The sequence below is a fragment of the Peribacillus sp. NPDC060253 genome (genome assembly GCF_042727425.1).
Lineage (GTDB): Bacteria > Bacillota > Bacilli > Bacillales > DSM-1321 > Peribacillus.
In genome coordinates, this window is record NZ_JBHXAS010000002.1 from 55,803 (window position 1) to 81,647 (window position 25,845).

The window sequence follows — 25,845 nt, forward strand, 5'->3', positions numbered from 1 at the left end:
ACTATCAGGATTTCAGATATTTTTACAGACCTTTGTTAATGAATTTCCTTATTTTTCAGCATAAATTCACCGAAAGTTACATTATATGAATAAAATAAAAAAAGGTAACTAATTCGTTACCTTTTTTTCATTATTATATAGTATATGCCTCGGCTATAAAACTTTTTCCAAGAAGTCTTTTGCACGCTGGCTTTTCGGATTGGAAAAGAATTCTTCCGGAGCACTTTCCTCAACGAGCAGGCCCTGGTCCAAGAATAGTACACGATCTGCCACTTCTTTAGCGAATCCCATTTCGTGCGTTACGATCAACATGGTCATCCCTGTATGTGCCAGTGACTTCATGACATCTAGTACTTCTTTTACCATCTCGGGGTCTAGCGCTGAAGTCGGCTCATCGAACAGCATGACTTCCGGATTCATTGCCAATGCCCGTGCAATGGCGACCCTTTGTTTTTGTCCGCCTGATAGACGGTTTGGATAAGACGATTCTTTATCGGCCAAACCGACTTTAGTCAAGAGCTCACGAGCTTGCTTCACTGCCTCGGCCTTTGATAATTTTTTCACCTTCATGGGTGCATATGTCAGATTCTCCAGCACGGTTTTATGAGGAAATAAATGAAAATGTTGAAATACCATTCCGACATTTTCACGCACTTTCATGATGTTCGTCTTTTTTCCAGTGATCATTTGATCTTTAAACCAAATTTGACCATCAGTTGGAGTTTCCAGCAGATTGATGCAACGCAGGAAAGTTGACTTTCCCGAACCGGATGGACCGATAATGGCTAACACTTCACCCTGTCCTATCTCGGTGCTGATTCCTTTTAAAACCTCGAGCTTACCATAATTTTTTTTGAGTTCATCAATTTTAATCACTGCGTCTCATTCTCCTTTCAATCACTTTGCCCAAGATGGTAAGAACCATAACCATCACATAATAAATGAGACCGGCAAATAAAATCGGCTCGAAGAATTTATATGTCTCACCGCCGACAATATACGAACGGCGCATGATATCCCCCAATCCAATAATTGTGACGACGGCTGATTCCTTCGTTAAGGAAATCAATTCGTTCACAAGGGACGGCAGGATATTCTTGATGGCCTGCGGAAGGATGATATTGAGCATCATCCCTGAATAGGGAACCCCAAGCGCAAGCGCAGCCTCACGTTGTCCTTTATCGACCGCTAAAATCCCTCCCCTGATAATCTCAGAGATGTATGCGGCAGAGTTCAGGCCGAATGCTAAAAATGCGGCTTCGAATGCTTCGATTTGAATCCCCAATATTTGCGGCGAACCAAAATAAATTAGCATTAATTGCAGTACTAAAGGGGTACCGCGAAAAATGGAAGTATAAAAGTCAGCAATCCAATTCAATGGCTTAATTCTGCTGATTTTAAGTATAGATAAAAATATTCCCAAAACAAAACCGATTACAGCCGCAACCGCTACAACCTTTAATGTAGTCGGTATTCCCTCCAGGATATATGGTAGGGAAGGTATAATCCTTTCAAATTCCAGATTCACTCCATTCATCCTCTCTTATGAAAGCCGTTATCCTAGGCCTTCCTGCTTCATTCTACAAACAATAAAGCGCGGAAAAACGCTCAGAAGGCATATTAAAACACTTCTGAACGCTTTTCATCTCTCTGTATTATTTAGATTCGCTGTCACCGAACCATTTTAGAATTAATTTTTCCATTTCACCATTTTCTAACATTTTTTTCAATTCGGCATTGAATTCATCAGTTAACTTGCTTCCTTTTTGGAAAGCGATTGCCGAGCCGGCATCTTCTTCACCAGATTTGATTAAATAGCCAACCAAATCTTTATTGTCTTTTAAATAGCCTTTTGCCACGGTATCTTCCATGATCACGGCGTCAAAACGTCCTGTAGACATTTCTTGAACAACCTCAGGAATACGATTCCGTTTTTCAATTTTCATCCCGAGATCTTTGCTTTTATTCAAGTCGGTTGCCAATGTTTCCTGAATGGATGCTAGCTGTACGCCTACCGTTTTCCCTTTTAAATCTTCAACAGTTTTGATTTTACTGTCCTGTGTCGTAATGATCATGTTTTTAGCTGTATAGTAAATATCACTGAAATCAACGGATTGCTCACGTTTTTCTGTAGGTGTCATTCCAGAGATAACAAAATCGACGGATTTGTTTTCTAGCGCCGGAACAAGACTATTAAAGTCGATGTCCTTCACTTGAACCTCATAACCTAATTTTTTACCGATTGCCTTAGCGATATCAATGTCAAATCCTTTAATTTCATCGCTTTTAGATGTTTCAACAAATTCAAACGGTGGATAATCCGCAGATGTTCCCATTACAAGGACCTTTTTATCTTTGTCTTCATTGCCAGCTGTGTTTTTATCTTCTTTCTCTGATGTACCGCATGCCGCTAAAATACCTACTAATAAAACAGAAGTAAGCAACAATGCTAACTGCTTTTTCAACTTCATAATTATTCCTCCAAAATGATATTTTCAATTCTCTTGTTATTAAATTTGGTATAGGTTAAAATATCAATTAATTTGAATAACTAATATTCATACACTAATGTGTATTTTAACACACTCTAATAATTATTCAATAACGTAAATAATAGATTCACTTTTCAGAATATTAACATAGTTTATTTTTGAGACTCGCACGTTCACTTCAAAGCGAATATATATGGTTCCCTTATCTTTCTTCTTTCCTAAACGTTCCTTATTTATGCAAATTGTTGAATAAAAAAAACCCGCCTATTGGACGGGTTTTTTACCTAATAGCAAAATGACTTATACTTCTTCGCAATATTCATCGAAGTAGTTTTGCAATTTTTCAACTACGGACATCGGGTGATGCCCTTCAATCTCATGGCGTTCTATCATCGTGATGATTTTGCCATCCTTCAGTAAAGCAAATGATGGAGATGACGGCGGATATCCTTCGAAATAATCACGAGCTTTCTCCGTTGCCTCTTTATCTTGCCCTGCAAAAACCGTTACAAGCTGATCTGGGCGTTTATCATTATGAATCGCATGAGCCGCTGCCGGTCTAGCGATTCCTCCGGCGCAGCCACAAACGGAGTTGACCATTACAAGTGTAGTTCCTTTTTGTGCAAATACTTCTTCTACTTCCTCGGGAGTAGTTAATTCTGTATATCCAGCAGTCTTAATTTCATCGCGAGCTTGTTTGACTACGTCGTTCATTAAAAAATTAAAATCCATATTCATGGTTTATGCTCCTTCCAAGTTTTCTCTTCAATCCTATCATAACAATTGCCCCATCGTGATTCAATAAATTTACCTGCTAATTCTGCATAAAGGTTTCCCAACAAGTTTAAAACGAGATGAATGCGGGAATTACATATGTAACAACAAGGAGACTTCACTTCATAATGAAGGATGGGGCATGCGTGAGAAGCATGCCCCATCCTTTTCTTTTTTAATCTGTTTTAAAGGTATCCTTAAAAGATTGAAAGACCTGCTTAACAGCAGCAGTGACCGTTTTATTCCCTGACATCACTTGATTCTCGAGTATAGGGAGCAGACCTTTGACGGTTTCATTTTTATAGAACATCGCTTTAAGCTGGTGATCCATTAACGAATACAGCCATTCCTTTGATTGCATTCTTCTCCGTTCTTGGAAAACACCCGATCCCTTGGTCATAACGGAAAATTCATTTAATGCATCCCAAAGCTCAGGAATTCCTTTACCGGTTATGGCAGAGCAAGTATAGGCCTTTCCCGCCCATCCCTTAGTTGCTGGCTGAAGGAAGTGCAAGATTCTGCTATATTCGGACTTTGTACGAATTGCAAGCGGAATATTCTCGCCATCCGCTTTATTGACTACAATTCCATCAACAAGTTCCATGATCCCTTTTTTCATTCCCTGTAATTCATCCCCTGCACCCGTTAGGACAAGGAGCATGAAGAAGTCGACCATGCTTCTCACGATTGCTTCGCTTTGGCCGACACCAACCGTTTCAATCAGAATGACATCAAATCCTGCCGCTTCACAAAGCAACATCGTTTCCCTTGTTTTGCGATGAACTCCTCCTAAAGTACCTTCGGATGGCGAGGGTCTAATGAAGGCATTTGGATTTCTCGCCAGCTCTTCCATCCTCGTCTTATCGCCCAGTATACTTCCCCCATTGACCGAAGAGCTTGGATCGACCGCAAGAACTGCAACCTTATGGCCCCTGTCACATAAGTAGGTTCCAAACGTCTCTATAAACGTACTTTTTCCGGCACCGGGCACTCCGGAAATCCCGATTCGAATCGAATTCCCTGTATGTGGAAGGATAGAGTGCAATAATTCCTGCGCATGATCAAAGTGGTGTGGAGCATTGCTTTCAAGCAGTGTAATCCCTTTAGCCAGCCTGGCCCTATCCCCTTTTATGATTCCCTCTTTAAGTTCTTGGATCGGTATGGTTACATTTTGTTTTTTGACGAATTTACTTTTTGAAGCTTTGTTATGGCTGGCTTCTAATTCCACACCTGGTTTTAATGATGAAGCAAAACCTTCCTGATTGTTAAGATCGACCCATTCCGGCTTCTTGTCTTCACTCATTATTGGGCCACTTCCTCATAACCGAGGCGATTGTATATTTCCTGAAGCACTTTTTTCGCTGCCTGCGGAATGACTGTACCAGGTCCAAAAATGGCGGAAGCGCCATTTTCCATCAAGTAATCATAATCCTGTGCAGGGATGACACCGCCGACGATCACGATAATGTCTTCACGACCCAATTTTTTCAACTCCGCCATAAGCTGCGGCAACAATGTTTTATGGCCTGCAGCAAGTGAACTCATGCCGACTACATGCACATCATTTTCCACGGCCTGTAAGGCCGTTTCCTCTGGTGTTTGGAATAATGGACCGATATCGACATCATAGCCTAAATCCGCAAACCCCGTTCCTACTACTTTAGCTCCACGATCATGACCGTCCTGACCCATTTTAGCCATTAACAAACGCGGTCTTCTTCCTTCATTTTCAAGGAACTCTTCCGTCATTCGGACGACTTCCTCGATTTCTGCTTCTTTAGAGTATGCGGAGCTATACACACCGCTGATAGAACGGATCGTTGCTTTGTGACGTCCAGCCACTTCTTCGATTGCATCAGAGATTTCCCCTAGTGATACCCGTACTCTAGCAGCCTGTACAGCCAACTCAAGCAGGTTACCCTCACCTGTTCTAGCAGCCATGGATAGTTCTTGAAGTGCTTCATCCACCTTTGCCTGATCCCGTTTCGCTTTTAATTCACTCAACCGCTTAAGCTGGCTCTCACGAACTGCGGTATTATCAATTTCCAGTATTTCAATCGGATCTTCTTTTTTCAAACGATATTTATTGACGCCGACGATCGTTTCCTCTTGAGAATCGATTTTCGCCTGACGTTTTGCTGCCGCTTCCTCGATTCGCATTTTTGGAAGGCCGGTTTCAATTGCCTTTGCCATCCCTCCAAGCCCCTCGATTTCTTCTATGTGAGACCAAGCACGTTCTATTAGTTCATTCGTGAGCGATTCTACATAGTATGATCCAGCCCATGGATCGATGACCTTTGTAATTCCCGTCTCCTCCTGCAAATAAAGCTGTGTGTTACGGGCAATGCGGGCCGAGAAATCAGTTGGCAGTGCAATAGCCTCATCCAGTGCGTTCGTATGCAAGGATTGTGTATGCCCAAGCGCCGCAGCATGTGCTTCAATCAAAGTCCGTGCGACATTGTTAAACGGATCCTGCTCGGAGAGGCTCCAGCCTGAGGTTTGGGAATGAGTCCTTAATGCCATTGCTTTCTTATTTTTCGGTTCGAATTGTTTCATCAGTTTTGACCAAATGAAACGAGCTGCCCTCATCTTCGCCACTTCCATGAAATAGTTCAATCCTACAGCCCAGAAGAATGACAGTCGTGGTGCAAACTTATCGATATCAATGCCTGCTTTCATGCCTGTACGTGCATACTCAAGACCATCAGCCAACGTATAGGCTAGTTCAATATCCGCCGGTGCACCCGCTTCTTGCAGATGATAACCAGAGATGGAAATGGAATTGAATTTGGGCATGTATTTGGATGTATACTCGAAAATATCTGCTATGATTTTCATGGACATTTCTGGCGGATAGATATACGTATTCCGAACCATATATTCCTTTAAGATATCATTTTGAATCGTACCTGAGAGCTTATCCTGTGTAACGCCTTGCTCTTCAGCTGTCACGATATAAAATGCCAGAATGGGTAATACTGCACCATTCATCGTCATTGACACTGACATTTGATCTAGCGGGATTCCGTCGAACAGAATCTTCATGTCAAGGATGGAATCAATGGCTACTCCCGCTTTTCCCACATCACCGACAACGCGCGGGTGATCGGAGTCATAACCACGGTGTGTAGCTAAATCAAAGGCAACTGAAAGCCCCTTCTGCCCCATAGCCAAGTTACGTCTGTAAAACGCATTGGATTCCTCAGCAGTCGAAAAACCTGCATACTGACGTACCGTCCAAGGACGATTGACATACATCGAAGGATAGGGGCCTCTTGTAAACGGAGCGATGCCTGGTACACTTTCCATATGTTCCAATTCGTGATTATCTTCTTTAACGTAAAGCGGCTTGATTTTTATTTGTTCATTCGTTTCAAATAGGAGATCATCAATATTAAGCCCAACAGCCTTGGCAGCTTCTTTTTTCCAAGCTTCTACCGTCCCTTTAGTCTCAGTCTTGGCAGGATTAATAGTAGAAAAATTCGGTTTTTTCATTTCAGTTCACCCCTAGCTCATGCAATAGCTCTCTTAAAATGGCTATAGCATTCGTTTTAACATGAATAAAATCTTTGACACCGGCCTCACTTAGCGTCATTTCCAGTTCTTCCTGCTGCTTGCCAGCAATATAAATATTGATTGAAGGAAATTTCTTTTTAATTTCTTTCATGATGTTCGCCGCTAATTCGGAGTAGTCTTCATCACTTCCACAAACACAATAGATGGGAAGATTGGTCGCAGCAACAAAATCGACTGCTTCAGTGATCGATTGACAACCTTTACTCCCTACTGTTTCAATGCCACCTGCTGCACCCAGCCCCTTAACAAAATCAGCGCGAGGTTTATAGGATTTAAGGTCTTTCAAATTAATCATTCCGAACGTCGGAGCCGTTCCATTACTTTCTTTATATGTTTCACTACGCAGTCTTAACTGTTCAAACTGAACCGATACCCGATCCAGGATAATGGGCGTAATATCAACCGGCTTCACCACTTTCATATATGAAAGATCGTTATCCTGTGGTGAAATTTTAATTTTATCCGAGGGATTCGGATACACATTCGTTCCGATGATACTTTCTTTTCTAAATGCCGCATTAAGGACTCTTCCTTGGTAAACTTCAGCTATTTCTTTCTGGAGGATGCCCTGCTTGACCAGTTCGATGATCCCTCCTGCTTCATCGATTTCAAGGAATTTCGCCCAAGCCTTTTCAGCCAATTCATCCGTTAATTGCTCAACATACCATGAACCGCCTGCAGGATCGACAACCGACGTGATATTTGTTTCTTCTTTTAAAACCAGGTGAGTGCTGCGGGCAATTCTTTCTGAAAAATCATCAGATTCACCACTTGCGTGATTAAATGGATGAATTTGAAGGTATTGAATGCCTCCAATGGCGGCAGCGAATGCCTGGTTGGTGGTCCGAAGAATGTTGACGTGTTTATCATATAGCGTTTCTGTCAATTCGGACGTAACGGCATGTATGGCCATTTTAAAATAGTCCGGAGCTGTATCAAAGGCTTCAGATAGACCGGCCCATAGCCTCCTGGCCGCCCGCAGTTTAGCGATTGACATGAAGTAGTTGGAATCCACTGCAAAAGAAAAAACGATTCTTTCGGAAACTTCAGTAATTGAGAGTCCTTGTTTTTGCCCTTCCAATACATATTGGACGGCTGCCGATAATCCGTACGCGATTTCTTGTACGGCGTTAGCTCCTCCATTATGGTATACAGACGTATTAATCAGGATGGTTTTTAAATCTGGACCTACCTTTTGATAGTCTTGGATCGTTTTCAACCACTCTGCAAAATATTGGTCCGTATCTTCAGGTAACTGACCGCAAATGAGCCATTCTGCAATCGGATCTTCCGCAGCTACTCCTGTCAATTGGACATTCTGTGATTCTGCAACAGCTTTAAATTGCGGGAATAAATCTTTTTGTTTTCCCTTAAGGTCAATGAAAATCGGGATTTCCTTTAATGGGATATCCTTAAGCAATTTTTCAACCCTTGCTCCCTCAGCGAGCAATCGCGCAGGGTATGCCACGACATTTTGACCGCGCTTGAATGACGCACGCATTTTATCATTTGCCTCTTCAGCTGTGATACCGCTTACAGGTTGGACGACAAGCCAAGGCTTTTCATAATAACCCGCTGGAGACGTACCGCGGGTGAAAGGAAAGAATCCTGGCAATTCCGCTGCATTGTTTTTCGAATCTGTATTTTCTGTATAGAGCGGATATAGAGTGATGCCCTCATATGTATTCGTTTTTAATTTTTCTACACTTTTACCTTTTAAACTGGCTTCCACAGCTTCTTTCCACTCTTCATAAGAAGGCTTAGGAAAGGTTATGTTTTTTACATCTTTCAGTTCCATCTGTAATCGCTTTCTTATCGTCTGACGTTTAAAACGACCTACCCATTCTTCGGGAGAACGAACGCTCAGTCAGTTTAGATAAGAAAACTACCCTCCCATCAATTTGATCTGATAAAAATATATTCCTTATTTCAATATGCAAAAATAATGCCAAAAGATAATATCATTGAAGAGATTGCTTTCACGTGTTAACAAATGAAAAAAGTGTCCATTTTTGTGAACAATAAAAAGAAATGTATCTTATACACAAGAAATTGTCCGGTTTTGCACACAGATAAGGATGAATGATTGCTTTTTTACAAAGACCAATGCCCAGCTATTAAAATAATCAACAATGTATTATCTTTTATGAGTTAGAGTCAGTTGTGTATTAGAACAGCTCTCTATAAAATAATAAGCATAAAAAAAAAATTTGTCGATGTTTTTCTACATAGAATAGAATTTTATTCCATTAATAGGTACAGATTAATCGAGTAGAAGGAGGCGCCTAGCCTCCTCCCTCTCATACAACCATATGGTTCAGGAAACGGCAGATCAGTTTAAGTCTTACTTAGTATTGTCATTCTATTTACTTTGGTTCTGTTGTTTCCCTGATTCAAAGCTTATGGATCTTCTTTGACTTCGACCGAAAGACGTTCTTTTACAGGTAGGATCATGCATCTATTTCTCATAGTTAACCTTTGGCTGCTCATCCAATTATACCTTTCATGAAGCCACCACTACCGCCTTCATGGTGAGAGCCGCACCGTATAGATTAGACCCATGCCGGGCACACCATAAAAAAGAGGATACCATTAAGGTTATCCTCCTTTAATTTTTTAATATATGGGCGTGTTATCTTTGGAAATCTTTTCAATGATCTCCTTAACCCTTGCAAGGAAACGGCCGCAAACCAGTCCGTCCAAAACACGATGATCCAGTGATAAACAGAGATTCACCATGTCTCGTACAGCAATCATGTCATTGATGACCACTGGCCGTTTTACAATCGTTTCAACTTGTAAAATAGCTGCCTGTGGATAATTGATGATTCCCATGGACTGAACAGAACCGAATGAGCCAGTGTTATTGACAGTGAACGTGCCACCTTGCATGTCCTCTGCTTTTAACTTGCCTGCCTTCACTTTGGATGCAAGTTCTTGTATCTCCCTTGCAATCCCTTTAATGGATTTTTCATCAGCATTTTTTATGACCGGGACAAATAGGGCATCTTCCGTTGCAACAGCTATTGATATATTGATTTCTTTCTTTTGAATGATCTTATCGCCTGCCCACATCGAATTGAGCTCTGGAAATTCGGTAAGAGCTTGAGCGACCGCTTTTACAAAAAAGGCAAAATACGTTAAGTTATATCCTTCTTTTTGTTTAAAATCGGATTTGAGATTATCACGCAACTTTACCATATTGCTTGCGTCAACTTCCACCATTGTCCAAGCATGCGGAATTTCGTGCTTACTTTTTAACATATTGGACGCAATTGCCTTACGTATGCCGGTAACCGCTATTTCCTTGTCGCCTGCAACAGTCGGTACGTTTGTTACTGAACTGGTTTGACGATTAACTTGAGGGGCAATCTCTTCATGAGTCGAATCGGATATTGCTGCAGGTTCATCCGCCTTAGGAAGTGTGCCGGATTCAACAAGTTTCAGTAAATCTTTACGTGTGATCCGCCCCTCACTTCCCGTTCCTTTTACTTTTGAAAGGTCGATCCCATGCTCCTGGGAGAGTTTTAACACTGCCGGTGAGAAGCGAGCTTTTCCTGACGGCTCTCCCACTGGCGGCTGTATATCTCTTGTTACGGCTGCATCAGCGTTTTCCTCTCCATGAGAAATCTCTTGCCCTTCATTTTCGTTATCCGTCTTTGCCGTTTCAACTTCAATCGAGCAAATGACTTCTCCGACTGCCAACGTTTGATTCTCATCCGCTTTCAATTCTTTGATGATGCCGGTAAAGGAAGAAGGAACCTCAGCATTTACTTTATCCGTCATCACTTCAGCTAACGGATCGTATTTCGTTACATGATCTCCAGGCTTTACAAGCCATTTACTGATGGTTCCCTCTGTGACACTTTCGCCCAGTTGAGGCATCTTCATTAATTCCATAGCCATGAATCGTTCCTCCTTCTTAACAGTCATTAAAACTCAGCTAATTCCCTCATCGCTTTTTCCACTTTATCAGGATTCACCATAAAATGTTTTTCCATCGTAGGCGCATATGGCATGGCAGGTACATCAGGTCCTGCCAATCGTTTTATCGGGGCATCCAAATCAAAAAGGCAATGCTCGGCAATGATGGCTGCGACCTCACTTATAATGCTGCCTTCTTTATTATCCTCTGTGACCAGTAAAACCTTTCCCGTTCTAGATGCTGCCTCTATGATAGCATCCTTATCTAAAGGGTAGACGGTACGCAAATCCAGAACATGTGCAGAGATTCCATCTGCTGCTAATTTTTCTGCTGCCTGAAGGGCAAAATGCACGCAAAGTCCATAGGATATGACCGTAATGTCTTCCCCTTCCCTTTTCACATCCGCTTTTCCGATCGGAAGTACATAATCTTCAGTGGGCACTTCACCCTTAATCAAGCGATAGGCTCGTTTATGTTCAAAGAAAAGCACTGGATCTTCATCACGAATGGCAGCTTTAAGCAATCCCTTGACATCATATGGAGTGGAAGGCATCACAATTTTCAAACCTGGCTGATTAGCAAAGATCGCTTCAACCGATTGTGAATGATAAAGAGCTCCATGAATTCCTCCCCCATATGGAGCACGGATTACGATAGGACAGCTCCAGTCATTATTAGAACGATATCTAATTTTGGCTGCCTCTGAGACAATTTGGTTAATGGCAGGCATGATGAAATCAGCAAATTGCATTTCTGCTATTGGCCGTAGCCCATACATGGCTGCTCCAATCCCCACTCCTGCTATTGCAGATTCAGCAAGCGGGGTATCAATGACCCGGGCTTCACCGAATTGGTCGTATAAACCATTAGTAGCTTTGAAGACCCCGCCTTTTTTCCCAACATCTTCTCCCAATACGAATACACGGGAATCACGTTCCATCTCTTCCCTCATTGCCATTGTTACGGCATCTATATATGAAATCACTGGCATTCTATTACCCCCTTACTTTTGTGCATACACATGAGTCATCGCACTTTCAGCCTTCGGATATGGAGCATTTTCAGCATAATCAGTTGCTTCGTTCACTATTTTCATGACTTCATCATTCATTTGTTTCTCAAGATCATCATCCATGATTCCCGCTTCTCTTAAATACGCTCCAAATGTCTTTATGGAATCCTTTGTTTTCGCTTCGGCCACTTCATCCGCAGTACGGTAGCTTCGGTCATCATCATCACTGGAATGAGGCGTAAGCCTGTAAGAAACGGTTTCAACAAGGGTAGGGCCCTCTCCCCTTCGTGCACGGTCCGCCGCTTCTTTCACGGCTGCATACACTTCCAATGGATCATTGCCATCCACTGTTATTCCAGGCATTCCATAGCCAATCGCCCTATCGGAAACATTCTCACATGATAACTGTTTCGAAATAGGCACGGAAATGGCATATTTATTATTTTCACACATGAAAATGACCGGTAGCTTATGCACACCTGCAAAGTTGGCACCTTCATGGAAATCGCCCTGATTGGATGAACCTTCCCCAAACGTTACGAATGTTACTAAATCCTTACCTTCCATCTTCCCTGCTAGCGCAATTCCAACTGCATGTGGCACCTGTGTGGTTACAGGGGATGAACCAGTGACGATCCTATTTTTCTTTTGACCAAAATGTCCAGGCATTTGGCGTCCGCCGGAATTGGGATCTTCTTCTTTCGCAAAACCAGATAGCATTAAGTCTTTTGCGGTCATCCCGAAGGTAAGTACCACACCCACATCCCGATAATAAGGAAGTACATAATCCTTTTGCCGATCCAGTGCAAACGCTGCCCCTACTTGTGCTGCCTCTTGCCCCTGACAGGAAATCACAAAAGGAATTTTCCCGGACCGGTTCAACAGCCACATCCGTTCATCAATCCTGCGGGACAAAAGCATTGTCCGATACATATCTAAAACCGTTTCCTCATTTAAGCCTAATTGTTCATGACGTTTTTCTACCATCATAAAACCTCCTGACCTTATTCTTTATGAATGAATGGCAAGTCCATCGACAGCAAGCGCCGCCTCGCCGATTGCTTCAGAAAGACTTGGATGCGGATGAATTGTTTTTGCTATCTCCCAAGGTGTCGCATCAAGCACTTTTGCAAGCCCTGCTTCAGAAATCATATCCGTAACATGTGGTCCTATCATATGAACGCCAAGGATATCATCCGTTTTCTTATCGGCAATGATTTTGACAAAACCATCCGCTTCCCCGAATACCAGGGCCTTACCAACTGCACGGAATGGGAATTTCCCCACTTTAAGCTCATAGCCTTCCTTTTTTGCCTGTTCTTCCGTCAAACCGACACTTGCAGCTTCAGGGCTAGAATACACACATTTTGAAATCAGTGAATAATCGATCCGTTCCGGCTTTTTACCTGCCATATGTTCAACAGCTGTAATTCCTTCATGGGAGGCAACGTGAGCCAACTGCAAACCGCCGATACAATCACCAATCGCATAGATATGTGTTTCCTTCGTTTGGAAGAACTCATTGGTTTCAATAAAACCATTTTCCTTCACAATTTCTGTATTTTCCAGGCCGATCCCTTCAACATTTGCTGATCTTCCTACGGAAACCAGCATTTTTTCAGCTGTGAATTCCTCTACCGAACCGTTTACTTCAGCAGAAATGGATACTGAGACATCCGTTTTCAGAGTTTCCGATAATACTTTCGCACCTGTAACGAATTTGACGCCTTTTTTTGTTAGGAGTCTAAGCATCTCACTGGAAATATCGTGATCTTCAGTCGGTATGATTCTATCTGCATATTCAAGCACTGTCACATCCACACCAAAATCATTCAGCATCGAAGCCCATTCAATGCCGATAACTCCCCCGCCTACAATAATGATTGATTTTGGCAAGTTCTCAAGGTTTAGAGCTTCATCGGATGTTAGTACCAATTCCCCATCAATCTGTAATCCGGGCAGGGTCCTTGGACGCGAACCGGTAGCAATGATGACATTCTGAGGAATAAGCATTTCATTTTCACTGCCATTGTTCATTTCCACGGAAATTGTTCCGGGCATCGGTGAAAATATCGATGGACCAAGAATCCGTCCTAACCCTTCATAAACCGTTATCTTTCCTTGTTTCATCAAGTGTTGAACACCTTTATAGAGTTGATCAACCACTTTATTCTTTCTTTCCTGCACCTTAAGGAAATCTACCTTTACATCCCCGGTAACTATACCGAATTCGTCACTTTTCACTGCAGTCTGATAAACCTCCGCACTCCGTAAAAGTGCTTTCGAAGGGATACAGCCTTTATGTAGACACGTTCCGCCGAGCTTGCCTTTCTCCACGACAGCAGTTTTCAATCCTAATTGAGCAGCCCTTATCGCTGCCACATACCCGCCTGTTCCTCCTCCGAGGATAACGAGGTCAAATTCTTCAGCCAAAACCACTCCTCCTCACTAATAAAAGATAGTCACTATTTTTACTTGCATTATGTTTATTACGTTATCAATGTTGAAAATTCCTGTGTTTCGTTAAAAAAACACAGGAATTAAAATCTCGTACAACTAAAATCATTTTCGTCCATTCAAAATATGCTTTTCATTTTGTAAAAATTGACTCCTGGAGTTCCTCATACGTGCAATTCGCTCTTCTGCCATCCTATCAGCTGCTTTATAGGTTGGAATTTGATCACGTTTTGCAATCTCAATGACTCGTTCAATGGTATCATAAACCGTTTCCACTTTTTTAAGGGCTCTTTCCCGATTATACCCTAAAAGCTCGTCAGCAACGTTGATGACTCCACCTGCATTAATGACATAATCAGGAGCATATATGATACCTTTTTCATGTATTTGATCACCATGAACAGCTTCCTTCAATTGATTATTGGCTGCACCTGCAATGACTTTCGCCTTGATTTTATTGATTGTTTGATCATTTATGACAGCCCCTAATGCACATGGAGCATAGATATCACATTCAACCCCATAAATTTCATCAGGATTCACTGCTGTCGCCCCAAAGGATTCAACCGCACGGGCCACACTATCTTTATTGATATCCGTAACGATCAACTTAGCGCCCTCCTCATGAAGGTGACGGCATAAGTTATAAGCTACATTCCCGACGCCCTGGACTGCAACTACCTTGCCTTCTAAAGAATCAGTGCCGAATGCTTCTTTTGCAGCAGCTTTCATACCGCGGTATACCCCATAAGCAGTTACAGGGGACGGGTTACCTGAAGAACCGAATGCAGGGGAAATCCCAGTGACAAAATCCGTTTCCTCATGGATGAGATCCATATCCTCGACCGTCGTCCCTACATCTTCAGCTGTTATATAACGTCCATTAAGCCCTTGGATATACCTACCGAATGCACGGAACATTTCTTCATTTTTATCCTTGCGCGGATCGCCGATGATGACGGTTTTTCCTCCGCCTAAATTCAAGCCGGCAGCTGCGTTCTTATATGTCATTCCTTTTGAAAGCCTTAAAGCGTCTTCTATGGCATCTTCTTCAGAAGCATACGTCCACATCCGTGTGCCGCCAAGTGCAGGTCCCAATGTTGTATCATGAATGGCAATAATCGCTTTCAAACCCGATTGTTTATCCTGACAGAACAGCAGTTGTTCGTAGTCATACTTCTCAAGATATTTAAAAATTTCCATAAAGAAATCCTCCCTAGATGTTTTAATTCGTGTCAGATATGAGGACATTGCATTACTCCTCATTCTTACTGGCTACTACGTTCTTTTTAAATGAAATCCGCTAATCACATGATATTTTCCCTATTGGGAATGGTTCCCTTGGAAAATCCATGTACCTTTAAATATGCAAATAACATGCCAATAAATTGAAATGCGAGAGCCTTTATAACCAAAAAAAGGAGATGCTGGTTAATAAGGTGAACAACTATAGCCTATACCAGATTTAAAAAAATTTCATGTTAGAAGTGGACTTACACTTAAATTAAAATAAATCAGAATATTCCACGCAGTTTTTTTCATAGTGTGCAATTTTTAGCATGCAAGTATATTCACAGTTCGAATTTTTCCATTTTGTAATATAGATTTCTAACCGAAATCCCCAGCACTTTTGCCGTAAGTGTTTTATTTCCTTTGTGTGTATTTATAGCTTGCTGAATGATTTTTGCTTCATACTGGTCTATTATCTCCGAGAGCGGTCTGCCCGATACGTAGCCAGATGGCTCCATTGAGTCTTTCTCCTGTATTATTGGAATCGATTCGATAAAGTCCGGAATATGCTGTACATCAATGATCGTCTCGTTCAATTTCATGAAAATGATCGCCCGTCCTAAAATATTTTCCAGTTCCCTCACATTCCCTGGCCAGTTATAGATTTGCATCTTATGTATAGCTTCTGCAGTGATTCCCTCTATGCTCCGTCCATACTCCTGATTGATTTTATGAATTAAATGCTCCGCCAATTCTCTTAAATCTTCTTTACGTTTTCGTAAAGGAGCAATGAAAATTGGCATGCGGTTCAGCCTGAAATATAAGTCTTCCCTGAATGATCCGCTTGCTATTGCCTGTTCAAGATTGATATTCGTAGCGGCTATGACCCGGACATTGATGGGAATCGGCTTTGTTCCCCCCACTCTGATGATTTCCCGCTCTTGTAAAACCCTCAGTAATTTTGCTTGGATGTTCGCTGGTAATTCACCAATTTCGTCCAAAAAGATGCTCCCTTGATTTGCCTCTTCAAAAAAACCGACCTTTCCGCCTCTGCTTGCGCCTGTAAACGCTCCCTCATCATAACCGAACAGTTCACTTTCAAGTAATGCTTCCGAGATTGCCGCGCAGTTTACACGTACGAATTTATTGAATTTCCTATCGCTTGCATTATGGATGGCGTGTGCAAATAACTCTTTGCCTGTCCCTGATTCCCCTCTCAATAAGACAGTAGCCGGTGTCCTTGCCGATAATTTCGCTTGTTCAATGGGAAGCTTCATCTCTTCGGAAGCTCCTATTATATCATCAAAGGAATATTTAGCCTGCAATGTCCGGATAATCTGTCTTGCCCGATTCAATTCATGAGTCAAGGCTTGAATTTCCGATACATCATGAATGACGCCAACACTCCCTTTCAGACACCCATCCACAATGATTGGAGCTACATTCACAATCACTTCCTTATGTTTTGGCCCGACACGCATATTGACACCCCGAACAGGCTTTTTCGTCTGTAGCACTTTCATATGCATACTTTCCCCTTCGTAAATATCGATGGACGCCGGCTTCCCGATCACTTGGTTCTTTGTCAGGCCAGTGATTCTCGTATAGGCTGGATTGATCAATAGTCCCCTCCCTTGATCATCCACGACAGATATGGCTTCATCACTGGATTGTATGATCGCCTGGAGCATTGTCTGTATCTCTTTTAAATCAGTGATCTGCTCTGCCAATTGTACAGCTTCCGTTTTATTCCTAAACACGGAAAAAGCCCCTATGATTTCCTTATCGGCATTTACCAGAGGAATCCTTGTCGTTATGAGTTCCATCCCATTAGAAATGGTGATCTCCTGATTTACTTCTTTTTTGTTCATTTCCATCACTCGAAGCAATCCAGTTGTAGGGAAGATATCTTTAATATGTCTGCCAATCGCGTCCCTGCGTTTTATATCAGATGCTCGTTCGGCACTATCATTGAACATGATGATGAATCCATCCTGATCAATCACCACCATCCCTTCACTGGTCGTATTCAGGATCAGGTCCATTTTTGCCGAAGCATTCTCCAATTTATTTATTAAACGATTTTTCTCTTCAAACAACTTCGTCATGATGTGGGCGACACTTCCAGGAATGAGTATCGTTTGATCATGCATATCCCTTTTTATCTTATTATAAACAGACGGATCTCCAGTCGTATCAAAAATGATATCCAAATCCCCATCCAATCCCTTGCTCCAATTAGTCACTGTAGGAATCCTTCGTTCTTTTGCTGCAAGCATCCCTTCTGCGGATCCATTCGTATCAGCCATACAAACAATTGAGAATACTTCGCTTTCCGAAAGGAGTTTCAACACGGTCGTCCCTCCCACTCCTCCCCCTACTATCATGACTTTTTGCATGAGCCATCCCCCTTATGATTTATTTACCCCATTAAAAGATTCATCTCTGCAATTTTTTTCATACTCCACGCCCTCTCATTTTACCATATTGATATCCCTTAAAAACAGTCATTGCCTTCCAGTCATTTTCTAGTTTCCCGAAACTTGACAAATATTCTATATCCTTTATCATTTTTAAAAGACGGAATTTTCGGAAGGGATTTGACCGCATGAAACGTTTAATCGCTTTTTTGATTCTTTTTATTCCCGGGGCATTTGCTGCCTATGGCATAAAAATAATGAGGGACATGGTGTTCGGCATTTTACAGCCTCCCTATCCAGTCCTGTGGTTGCAATTTTTAATCGGCCTGCTTATCACAATTGGCGGGATAGCCTTCATCGCCGGCTTCGTCCTTCATCGAGATCGAAAACAAAATAAGGTTCAAAGCAGATTCAATAAATTTTAATGCGCAAAAAGAAGGTGCCATGTAAGATATGGCACCTTCTTCTTTCATTATCTCTATTTAAGTCCTTCTCTGACCCGTATCGCATCCTCAGGAAAATCGGTAATGATGGCACTGCATCCCAAATTGAATAATCGCTTCATCTCCGCTTCCTTATTAATGGTATAGGGCCTTACAGGAACACCCATTCTTAACGATGCTCGAATAATGACATCAGGGGCAACCCGGATATTTGGATGGATAGCGCTCCCTCCTATTGCCTTGGCATAAACCCACGGCATGTACAGCCCATCCCTATAAAGCGGTGCCGTTTCCATTTCAGGTGCCAATCGGTGGCAATGAACCAAGCTATAATGATTGAAAGAAGAAAGAATGATCCTTTCTTCCATTTGGTAGGTACGGATGAGGCGTATGACTTTCTCTTCTAAGCCTGGATACAGAAAAAGCATGTTTTTCAATTCAATATTGCAAAAAAGCTGATTATTGTTTAGCCATATCAAAAGTTCTTCAAGTGTCGGAATTTTTTCTTTACCCCATTTACCTTTATAATTTGAGGAAGCTTTAAGAGTTTTCAACTCCATTAAGGTCCGATCTTTTACATACCCTGAGGCATTCGTCGTCCGATCGAGCTTTTCATCGTGAATGATGACTACTTCTCCATCTTTCGAGAGCTGGACATCCGTTTCAATTCCGTCTGCTCCTACACGGGCTGCTTCTTTGAACGCCGACATCGTATTTTCCGGATGGGTACCTGATGAGCCTCGATGAGCAAAGATTAAGGTCATGATGAAATCTGCCACCTCTCCCAAAAATCGTTATATCCCCAATTTTATGAAAAGAAACGGAAGATTATTTTCATCGATATCATTTACCGGAAAACCTTTTCGAAAAAGGCAACACGAAGATGCACGTGGACGTCTATATAATAAGCAGGGAAGTGAACAATTGCAGTCGCTCTCTTTACATACACGGACGTGTATCGCCAATGCGCCTGTTCATTTAGTCACCAGTTGTCTCAGGATACTCTGTATTGGTTTCCGATAAAAAATTTATATGTATTCTTTATGGTTACATAATTGTTTAAGATTATCGGTTAATATTTTATGTTAATATAATACTGGTTAGCTTATCCATAAAAGGATGTAATTGATGAGTGAATAATTGAACTATGACTCGGAGGAACTTAACATGAATAAATTTAGATGGTCAGTGGTTTCAATTATTGTTGCTGCAGCAGTTCTTGCAGTGGTAATAACATTACAGCAGAATGCTAAAAAGTATGAAGCAACGCATAATGAACCAAATACCGGTATTGCTGTTATGGAAGTTTCGGGGAAAAATAAGAAAGATAAGGATATGGAAGAACAAACTTCAGAATATGAACAAGTTCTATATGAATTAGGTCTTGGCCCGGCTTCAACTGCAAAAGACGTGATGAAAACTATGCATAGTATGACTCATCAAAAAGTAATTTCTGAAGAAAAATGGTACAACCTTGAGATGACTCCTGAAAACATCAATGTCGTTTATGCATTTATTAAAGATATTGACATCGGCTTCACACTTAAAAGAGAATTACTGAGGATCGTAGGAAACTGGAAAGAAGGAAACTTCGACAATATAGTGGAAGATCACAACTACCTTTGGGGTGCCCAAAATGGAAATGTTGGTAAAGCTACCGGAGTTCTTACTCCTGAACAAGAAGCAGAATTTGTCAAAGAAAACTTTTGATAGTCAGTATAATCGAGCCCATCGATTATTTTATTAATCAAAACAAAAGGGACTATTTAGGTCCCTTTTCAGGTTCTTGACTATCCCAATCCCCTATAATTTATGTTTGAATACCTATATAACACTTGAAAGCATCGTGGTGACAAATTAAATCAGCAGTATCGCACTTTCGTTTGTTCAAGAAAAAATCCTCGACCTTACGGAGTGATCCGCTAATTGTCGGGGCTTTTTTACGTATAGAGTCGGTCGAACGTCTTTGTCTTTCTCCGTTTTCATATCGGACATATTAAACGTAGGGTTGAGCGTTTTTACACGTTCCAAGTCGCGACCTAACAAAAAATTAAACGGAGTTGAAAAGGCAAAGGCATAAAAAAAAACGCCCAGCAATGGACGTCATGATTTTTCCCTATAAAATATTTCGTTTACCGTCATACCGAGCCTTTCGCTATTTAGCATGGCATTGTCGAGCGTAGGTTCGTGGGCTTCCTTTCGTAACGCTTACACTGATATATACGCTTAGAGCCCTATAAATGCGGCAAATTCCGTTTGGGTCATACGAAGATCATGACGTAATACATTCAATCGATTACGGATGGACATAAGTACCAACCCCTTACGCGAAAATAATAGCCGCCCAGTTTGGACGACTGCGGAATTTTCCTATATACTGACTCGTAGTGTGCCGAGTTTCCGCCAAATACGATCAGTCTTTATTGGTATTCCACCGCAAGGTTTACCGGAGTTGGCGATAAATTCACGGTTAAATTCCCGTCCAAATTGCCGTCAAATCAACGCCCCTACCCCTGTCAAGATGCTTTATGTTCAAGGCGAAGCTTATCGGCAACCATTGCTATGAATTCGGAATTTGTAGGTTTAGCCTTAGTCATGCTGACCGTATAACCGAATAAAGATGAAATGGATTCTATATTGCCACGGCTCCAGGCCACTTCAATTGCATGTCGGATCGCACGTTCAACTCGGCTTGCCGTTGTATTGTATTTTTTGGCGATATCCGGATATAAAACTTTGGTGATCGAGCCCAATAGTTCAATATCATTGTACACCATGGATATGGCTTCCCTTAAATACAAATAGCCCTTAATATGTGCAGGCACTCCAATTTCGTGAATGATGCTTGTGATGCTGGCATCGAGGTTTTTCGGCTTTGGTTCATTTTGGGGACGATAGCTAAATTGACTATGATTTTTTAAAACAGCCTGGCCTTTACTGCTCACCTGACGAATATGATTGGCTAGATTCTCCATATCAAAAGGCTTCAGGATAAAATAAGACGCGCCCAAATCAACTGCTTTTTTCGTGACATCTTCTTGACCAAAGGCAGTAAGCATAATTACATTAGGCATAGCACCCCGTTTTACTTCACGAAGTTTTTCAAGTACACCTAACCCATCTAAATGAGGCATGATAATATCGAGGATCAATATATCCGGATCAACGCTTTCAAGCATCCCCAGGCAATCTTGTCCGTTATGTGCCACCCCAATCACTTCCATGTCTTCCTGTGCTGAAATGTATTCTTCCAGAAGGCCAACAAGTTCTCTATTATCGTCTACAACGCACACCTTAATTTTTTTCACGCTTGATTTCCTCCTCAACTACAATTGGTCTTTTTTTCTATATGACTAAATTCTATTGTAATTGAACTTTTCGACAATGGAAACTAAATTCCTTTTATTTTTGAAAAAATATAAGGAATTCAATATTATTCTCCGGATATCTCTTGTTTTCGACTTCGTTTGCTATTCGAATAAACCGATTGTCGAAAAATCTTCATTTCGTTATCATTTTATCACATCGTTTCAAAAAATCCTCTATTTTTTATTAAACCATTGCCAAACCCTTAAAAGAACATTATTATTGCCAATCACCGCTCCCCATTAAAAAGGGGCATCCAAAGGGATACCCGGTTTCTTCAACTTGCCTTTTCATAATTATCTTTGTCGTATATATTAATACCGGCTTCGTTTAACATCCATTCGATATGGACTCCATACCCACTAGTAGGATCATTAACAAATACATGGGTGACTGCACCGATTAATTTCCCATTTTGTATGATAGGACTGCCGCTCATACCCTGAACGATCCCACCCGTTTTTTGAAGCAATTCTTTATCCGTCACTTTTAAGACCATTCCTTTGATCGCAGGAAACTTTTGTGGAATGGAACTGACGATTTCCACATCGAATTCCTCTACTTTAGAACCATCCACCACTGTCAGGATCTTTGCTGGTCCTTCCTTTACCTCATGGGAAAGGGTGATGGGGAGTGCCTTGTCATTAACCCCGTTTTTAAAATCTTGATTTAATTTCCCAAAAATCCCAAAGGGACTATTGCGATTAATATTTCCTATTTTCTCTTTATTAGAAGAAAAGCGTGCCAATTTTTCTCCCGGATCACCATTGCTTCCCTTTTCAATGGAAGTGACTGTCGATTGAACAATCTGCCCGTCCTTTACAACAATCGGCTTTTTTGTATCCATATCGGAAATGACATGTCCCAATGCCCCATATTTTTTTGAATCCGGGTGATAAAACGTCATCGTTCCGATACCAGCTGCCGAATCACGGATATACAAACCTAATTTGTATGTTCCTTCATTCTTATCTTTTAAAGGTAAAAGGGTACTATGAAGCACTTCATTATCCCGATTGATGACAAGATTCAACGCTTCTCCCTTTTCACCTGCCTGCTGAACAAAAGGGGTTACATCCCCCATCTTCTTTATCGTCTGACCATTGATTTCTGTAATAATATCACCAATTTCAATTTTCGCTTTCTCTCCTGGTGATTTTTTCCCTTGTGTAGTATCAATAAGATGATGACCTACTACGAGCACTCCGAGAGTATTAAGCTTAACGCCAATGGATTGTCCTCCAGGCATGACTTTAAAGTCTTTTAACACCCTAATGTCAACCTTTTTGGCAGGCAGGCCTGCTACATCAAGTAAAACTTCATTCGTACCTGGTTTCTCGGCACCTAGCGTTATCGAAGCTTGTTCATCATGAAGCGAAATCCCATCACTTGATCCCGAAGCTTTTGCAGAAACAGGTAATGATTTGGAAATACTATATTGACTTCCTTCAAATAGTACAAGATGATTTGGAATTAAAAAATATTCACGAGATGGCTGGTATAACCCTAATGTTAATAGCGAAACAAGGAGAATTCCACCGATGATCCTGTTTATCCATAAAAATTTCAATCCATTCACTCTCCTCGCTCTCTGAAACTTTATGGCTACACCTTTAATTTAGCCCTCATGACAGTCATTTATAACAGGAGCAAAAAATAAAAGCTATCCGTTTTTGGATAGCTTTACAATGAATGCTTATGAGAAGTTTAAATAATCTTCTTGTGAGCCTATCAAGATGTGATCTTCAGCCTTTTGGCCAGCTGAATTAATTCATTGGCATGCTGCTTCGTCAAGTCCGTAATCTCGACACCTGAAATCATCCTGCCGATTTCTTTTATTTTTTCCGTTTCTATAAGTGGTTTAACAGAGGTATTCGTCCGCCCAGCCTTCACATTTTTCGCAATGAAAAGGTGAGTATCCGCCATTGCTGCCACCTGTGGTAGATGGGATATGCACAGCACTTGAGATCCCGTTGCCACTTTATAGATCTTTTCGGCAATGGATTGCGCAACCCGTCCGCTTACACCGGTGTCCACTTCATCGAAAATAATGGACGTAATGCCCTGATGCTTGGAGAAAATGCTTTTCAAAGCCAACATGATCCTCGACAACTCTCCACCCGATGCAATTTTAGAAAGAGGTTTCAACGGTTCTCCTGGATTGGTGGAAATATAAAATTCCATATTATCCAGGCCTGTTTGATTAATGCCCCGATCTGACAACTCATCGAAAGTATAAGCCGTTTGAAGGAAATGTGGTTCGAAAATTGTTTTTTCCATGTATAAATCTTTTAATTCCTGATGAATTTTTTTTGTTAACTGCAAAGCGAATGTCTGACGAAGATCAGACAGATTCTTTGCTTCAACAATTAAATCAGCCTTAATCGATTTTATTTCCTTTTCAAGCTTCGCAATATGGGTTTCCCTATTTTGCAGTTTTTCAACTTCCTCTTCGATACCAGCACCATATTCCAGGATTTCCTCGATGGTCCTCCCGTATTTACGTTTTAATTGATTTATTTCATTAAGGCGACTTTCAATGAATTCAACACGTTCGGTATCATAATCCAAAGAGTCCAATTGATCCCGGATGTTCGACACTGCCTCTTCAAGAAGGAAGTAACTATTTGAAACGGTCTCGGAGCTGTTTTTTAATCCCTCATCAAGCCCTGCCGCTTCCTCCAGGTTATTCATGGCTACGGAAAGCCAATCAATTGCATGTTGCTCACCATTTAAAGCATTATAACTGGTTTGCAGCGCTTCATGGATTTTTTCGAAATTATTAATTTTTTTCCGCTCTTCCATCAATTCTTCATCTTCGTGAAGTTTCAAATCAGCTTTATGGATTTCATCGAATTGAAATTGAATCAAATCAAGGCGGTGGACCATTTGCTGTTCATTTTGGCTTAAACCATTCAATTGTTTAGAAGCGGTTTCATAACGTTTATATAGTTTTTGGTATTCAGTGAGTGCCGAGGCAATTTTTTCACCGCCGAACTGATCCAGCAGCGGAAGATGCAGTCGTTCATCCATTAATTCCTGATGTTCATGCTGACCATGAATATCAATCAGTGTCCGTCCTATTTCGCGTAAAATGGCAATCGTTACAAGTTTACCATTTACCCTGCATACACTTTTGCCGCTGAGTGAGATATCCCTTCGAAGAATGGCCATCCCATCATTCATATCCAAGCCAAATTCTACTGCCTTAGCAAAGACGGGATGCGACTCATCTTCAATCTGAAATAATCCTTCTATTTCGGCCTTCGACTCACCATGCCGAATGAACTCTGCCGAGCCACGTCCCCCAACCAAAAGATGAACGGCATCTATGATAATTGATTTCCCTGCCCCAGTTTCTCCGGTCAAGACAGTCAAGCCTTTCTCAAAAGATACGGACAGGCTATCTATGATCGCAAAATTCCTAATCGATAGTTCTGTTAACAAACTAGGTCACCTCACAAAATTATTAGAGCATGTCCAAGAATTTGCCGGAAATGATCTTTGCATCTTCCTCAGAACGGCAGATAATTAAACAAGTATCATCGCCGCCGATCGTCCCGAGTATTTCTTGCCAATTTAAATTATCAATTAATGCACAGATCGCCTGTGCATTACCAGGGAGCATTTTCATAACCAGCAAATTATTGGCCGCATCGATGCGTACAAAAGCATCAACCAGGATTCTCTTTAATTTTTGAAGTGGGTTGAAACGTTGGTCGGCAGGCAAGCTGTATTTATACCTTCCATCCGTTAACGGAACCTTTACAAGGTGAAGCTCTTTAATATCCCTTGATACTGTGGCTTGAGTTACATTGTACCCAGCAAATTTCAGTTCTTCAACCAGTTCATCCTGGGTTTCAATATCGTTGTTCGTTATAATGTCTCTTATTTTTATATGTCGTTGTCCTTTATTCATAAGTAGAAGCACCTCTTCTCAACTGTTGCTCATTTAATTATAAAAATTATCCATTTCATAACATGCTTAGGCAGGCTGACCAATATGGGATTGCTTCGGTTCATCCGTACGTGCAAATAGACCGCTCTCATAAGTGGTTAATATTAATGTTATCGGATTTTTATGCAATTGTACAACTTTTTCTCTAATTTGCATAACAAGACTATTTTTTGTTCTTACCTACCTGTGTAG

At 41.3% G+C, this 25,845-nt stretch carries 20 protein-coding genes; 2 read left to right on the plus strand and 18 right to left on the minus strand.

Translation table 11 applies throughout. The features are described 5' to 3' along the window. Nucleotides 1-153: 153 nt before the first annotated feature. The 13 genes from ACFWE9_RS01030 to ACFWE9_RS01090 all read right to left on the minus strand — a co-directional run bounded on the left by ACFWE9_RS01030 (nucleotide 154) and on the right by ACFWE9_RS01090 (nucleotide 17,865). Nucleotides 154-876 (minus strand): amino acid ABC transporter ATP-binding protein, encoded by a 723-nt coding sequence (locus ACFWE9_RS01030; protein WP_230156831.1) that lies wholly within the window; start codon nucleotides 874-876, stop codon nucleotides 154-156. After that, nucleotides 869-1,528 (minus strand): amino acid ABC transporter permease, encoded by a 660-nt coding sequence (locus tag ACFWE9_RS01035; protein ID WP_230156830.1) that lies wholly within the window; start codon nucleotides 1,526-1,528, stop codon nucleotides 869-871. Before ACFWE9_RS01035 ends, ACFWE9_RS01030 begins: the two co-directional genes overlap by 8 nt. A gap of 127 nt (nucleotides 1,529-1,655) precedes the next feature. Further along, nucleotides 1,656-2,465: a transporter substrate-binding domain-containing protein gene (locus ACFWE9_RS01040; RefSeq protein WP_230157090.1), complete on the minus strand. Its 810-nt coding sequence runs from the start codon at nucleotides 2,463-2,465 to the stop codon at nucleotides 1,656-1,658. A gap of 327 nt (nucleotides 2,466-2,792) precedes the next feature. After that, the gene (locus tag ACFWE9_RS01045) at nucleotides 2,793-3,230 is read right to left on the minus strand and encodes a BrxA/BrxB family bacilliredoxin (RefSeq protein WP_230156829.1); all 438 of its coding nucleotides are present in this window, start codon (nucleotides 3,228-3,230) and stop codon (nucleotides 2,793-2,795) included. Between the two features lie 211 nt (nucleotides 3,231-3,441). Beyond that, nucleotides 3,442-4,569: a methylmalonyl Co-A mutase-associated GTPase MeaB gene (gene meaB, locus ACFWE9_RS01050; protein ID WP_230156828.1), complete on the minus strand. Its 1,128-nt coding sequence runs from the start codon at nucleotides 4,567-4,569 to the stop codon at nucleotides 3,442-3,444. Next, entirely contained in the window at nucleotides 4,569-6,761 is a 2,193-nt protein-coding gene (scpA, locus tag ACFWE9_RS01055; protein WP_230156827.1) for a methylmalonyl-CoA mutase, read from the minus strand. The genes meaB and scpA overlap by 1 nt, the downstream gene beginning before the upstream one ends. Before the next feature lies 1 nt (nucleotide 6,762). Then, nucleotides 6,763-8,640 (minus strand): methylmalonyl-CoA mutase family protein, encoded by a 1,878-nt coding sequence (locus ACFWE9_RS01060; protein WP_230156826.1) that lies wholly within the window; start codon nucleotides 8,638-8,640, stop codon nucleotides 6,763-6,765. Nucleotides 8,641-9,458: 818 nt separating this feature from the next. Then, nucleotides 9,459-10,748, minus strand: coding sequence for a dihydrolipoamide acetyltransferase family protein (locus ACFWE9_RS01065; RefSeq protein WP_230156824.1), 1,290 nt, complete (start codon nucleotides 10,746-10,748; stop codon nucleotides 9,459-9,461). A 26-nt stretch (nucleotides 10,749-10,774) separates the two neighbouring features. Further along, entirely contained in the window at nucleotides 10,775-11,758 is a 984-nt protein-coding gene (locus ACFWE9_RS01070; protein WP_230156822.1) for an alpha-ketoacid dehydrogenase subunit beta, read from the minus strand. Nucleotides 11,759-11,770: 12 nt separating this feature from the next. After that, the gene (locus ACFWE9_RS01075; protein WP_230156820.1) at nucleotides 11,771-12,766 is read right to left on the minus strand and encodes a thiamine pyrophosphate-dependent dehydrogenase E1 component subunit alpha; all 996 of its coding nucleotides are present in this window, start codon (nucleotides 12,764-12,766) and stop codon (nucleotides 11,771-11,773) included. A gap of 24 nt (nucleotides 12,767-12,790) precedes the next feature. Beyond that, nucleotides 12,791-14,212: a dihydrolipoyl dehydrogenase gene (lpdA, locus tag ACFWE9_RS01080; protein WP_230156818.1), complete on the minus strand. Its 1,422-nt coding sequence runs from the start codon at nucleotides 14,210-14,212 to the stop codon at nucleotides 12,791-12,793. A gap of 129 nt (nucleotides 14,213-14,341) precedes the next feature. Continuing rightward, a complete protein-coding gene (gene bcd / locus ACFWE9_RS01085; RefSeq protein WP_230156816.1) occupies nucleotides 14,342-15,439 on the minus strand; it encodes a Leu/Phe/Val dehydrogenase in 1,098 nt (365 codons plus the stop codon). A 368-nt stretch (nucleotides 15,440-15,807) separates the two neighbouring features. After that, entirely contained in the window at nucleotides 15,808-17,865 is a 2,058-nt protein-coding gene (locus tag ACFWE9_RS01090; RefSeq protein ID WP_230156814.1) for a sigma-54 interaction domain-containing protein, read from the minus strand. 209 nt (nucleotides 17,866-18,074) lie between these two features. Here ACFWE9_RS01090 and ACFWE9_RS01095 point away from each other — a divergent pair, with 209 nt between their 5' ends. Continuing rightward, nucleotides 18,075-18,311 carry a DUF2627 domain-containing protein gene (locus tag ACFWE9_RS01095; RefSeq protein WP_101222519.1) on the plus strand — a complete coding sequence of 79 codons (237 nt, stop codon included), beginning with the start codon at nucleotides 18,075-18,077 and terminating at the stop codon, nucleotides 18,309-18,311. A gap of 53 nt (nucleotides 18,312-18,364) precedes the next feature. Here the strand turns inward: ACFWE9_RS01095 and ACFWE9_RS01100 are convergent, their stop codons facing one another. Then, a complete protein-coding gene (locus tag ACFWE9_RS01100) occupies nucleotides 18,365-19,093 on the minus strand; it encodes a glycerophosphodiester phosphodiesterase (RefSeq protein ID WP_230156812.1) in 729 nt (242 codons plus the stop codon). A gap of 403 nt (nucleotides 19,094-19,496) precedes the next feature. Between ACFWE9_RS01100 and ACFWE9_RS01105 the strand changes: the two genes are divergently transcribed. Beyond that, nucleotides 19,497-20,039 (plus strand): DUF6241 domain-containing protein, encoded by a 543-nt coding sequence (locus ACFWE9_RS01105; protein WP_230156810.1) that lies wholly within the window; start codon nucleotides 19,497-19,499, stop codon nucleotides 20,037-20,039. Between the two features lie 806 nt (nucleotides 20,040-20,845). Here the strand turns inward: ACFWE9_RS01105 and spo0A are convergent. The 4 genes from spo0A to ahrC all read right to left on the minus strand — a co-directional run bounded on the left by spo0A (nucleotide 20,846) and on the right by ahrC (nucleotide 25,614). Further along, nucleotides 20,846-21,637 carry a sporulation transcription factor Spo0A gene (spo0A, locus tag ACFWE9_RS01110; RefSeq protein WP_230156809.1) on the minus strand — a complete coding sequence of 264 codons (792 nt, stop codon included), beginning with the start codon at nucleotides 21,635-21,637 and terminating at the stop codon, nucleotides 20,846-20,848. Between the two features lie 335 nt (nucleotides 21,638-21,972). After that, on the minus strand, nucleotides 21,973-23,265 hold the full coding sequence (gene spoIVB / locus ACFWE9_RS01115) for a SpoIVB peptidase (RefSeq protein ID WP_230156808.1): 1,293 nt from the start codon (nucleotides 23,263-23,265) through the stop codon (nucleotides 21,973-21,975). A gap of 161 nt (nucleotides 23,266-23,426) precedes the next feature. Next, nucleotides 23,427-25,142: a DNA repair protein RecN gene (gene recN / locus ACFWE9_RS01120; RefSeq protein ID WP_230156807.1), complete on the minus strand. Its 1,716-nt coding sequence runs from the start codon at nucleotides 25,140-25,142 to the stop codon at nucleotides 23,427-23,429. Nucleotides 25,143-25,164: 22 nt separating this feature from the next. Then, nucleotides 25,165-25,614: a transcriptional regulator AhrC/ArgR gene (gene ahrC / locus ACFWE9_RS01125; protein WP_230156806.1), complete on the minus strand. Its 450-nt coding sequence runs from the start codon at nucleotides 25,612-25,614 to the stop codon at nucleotides 25,165-25,167. Nucleotides 25,615-25,845: the final 231 nt, after the last annotated feature.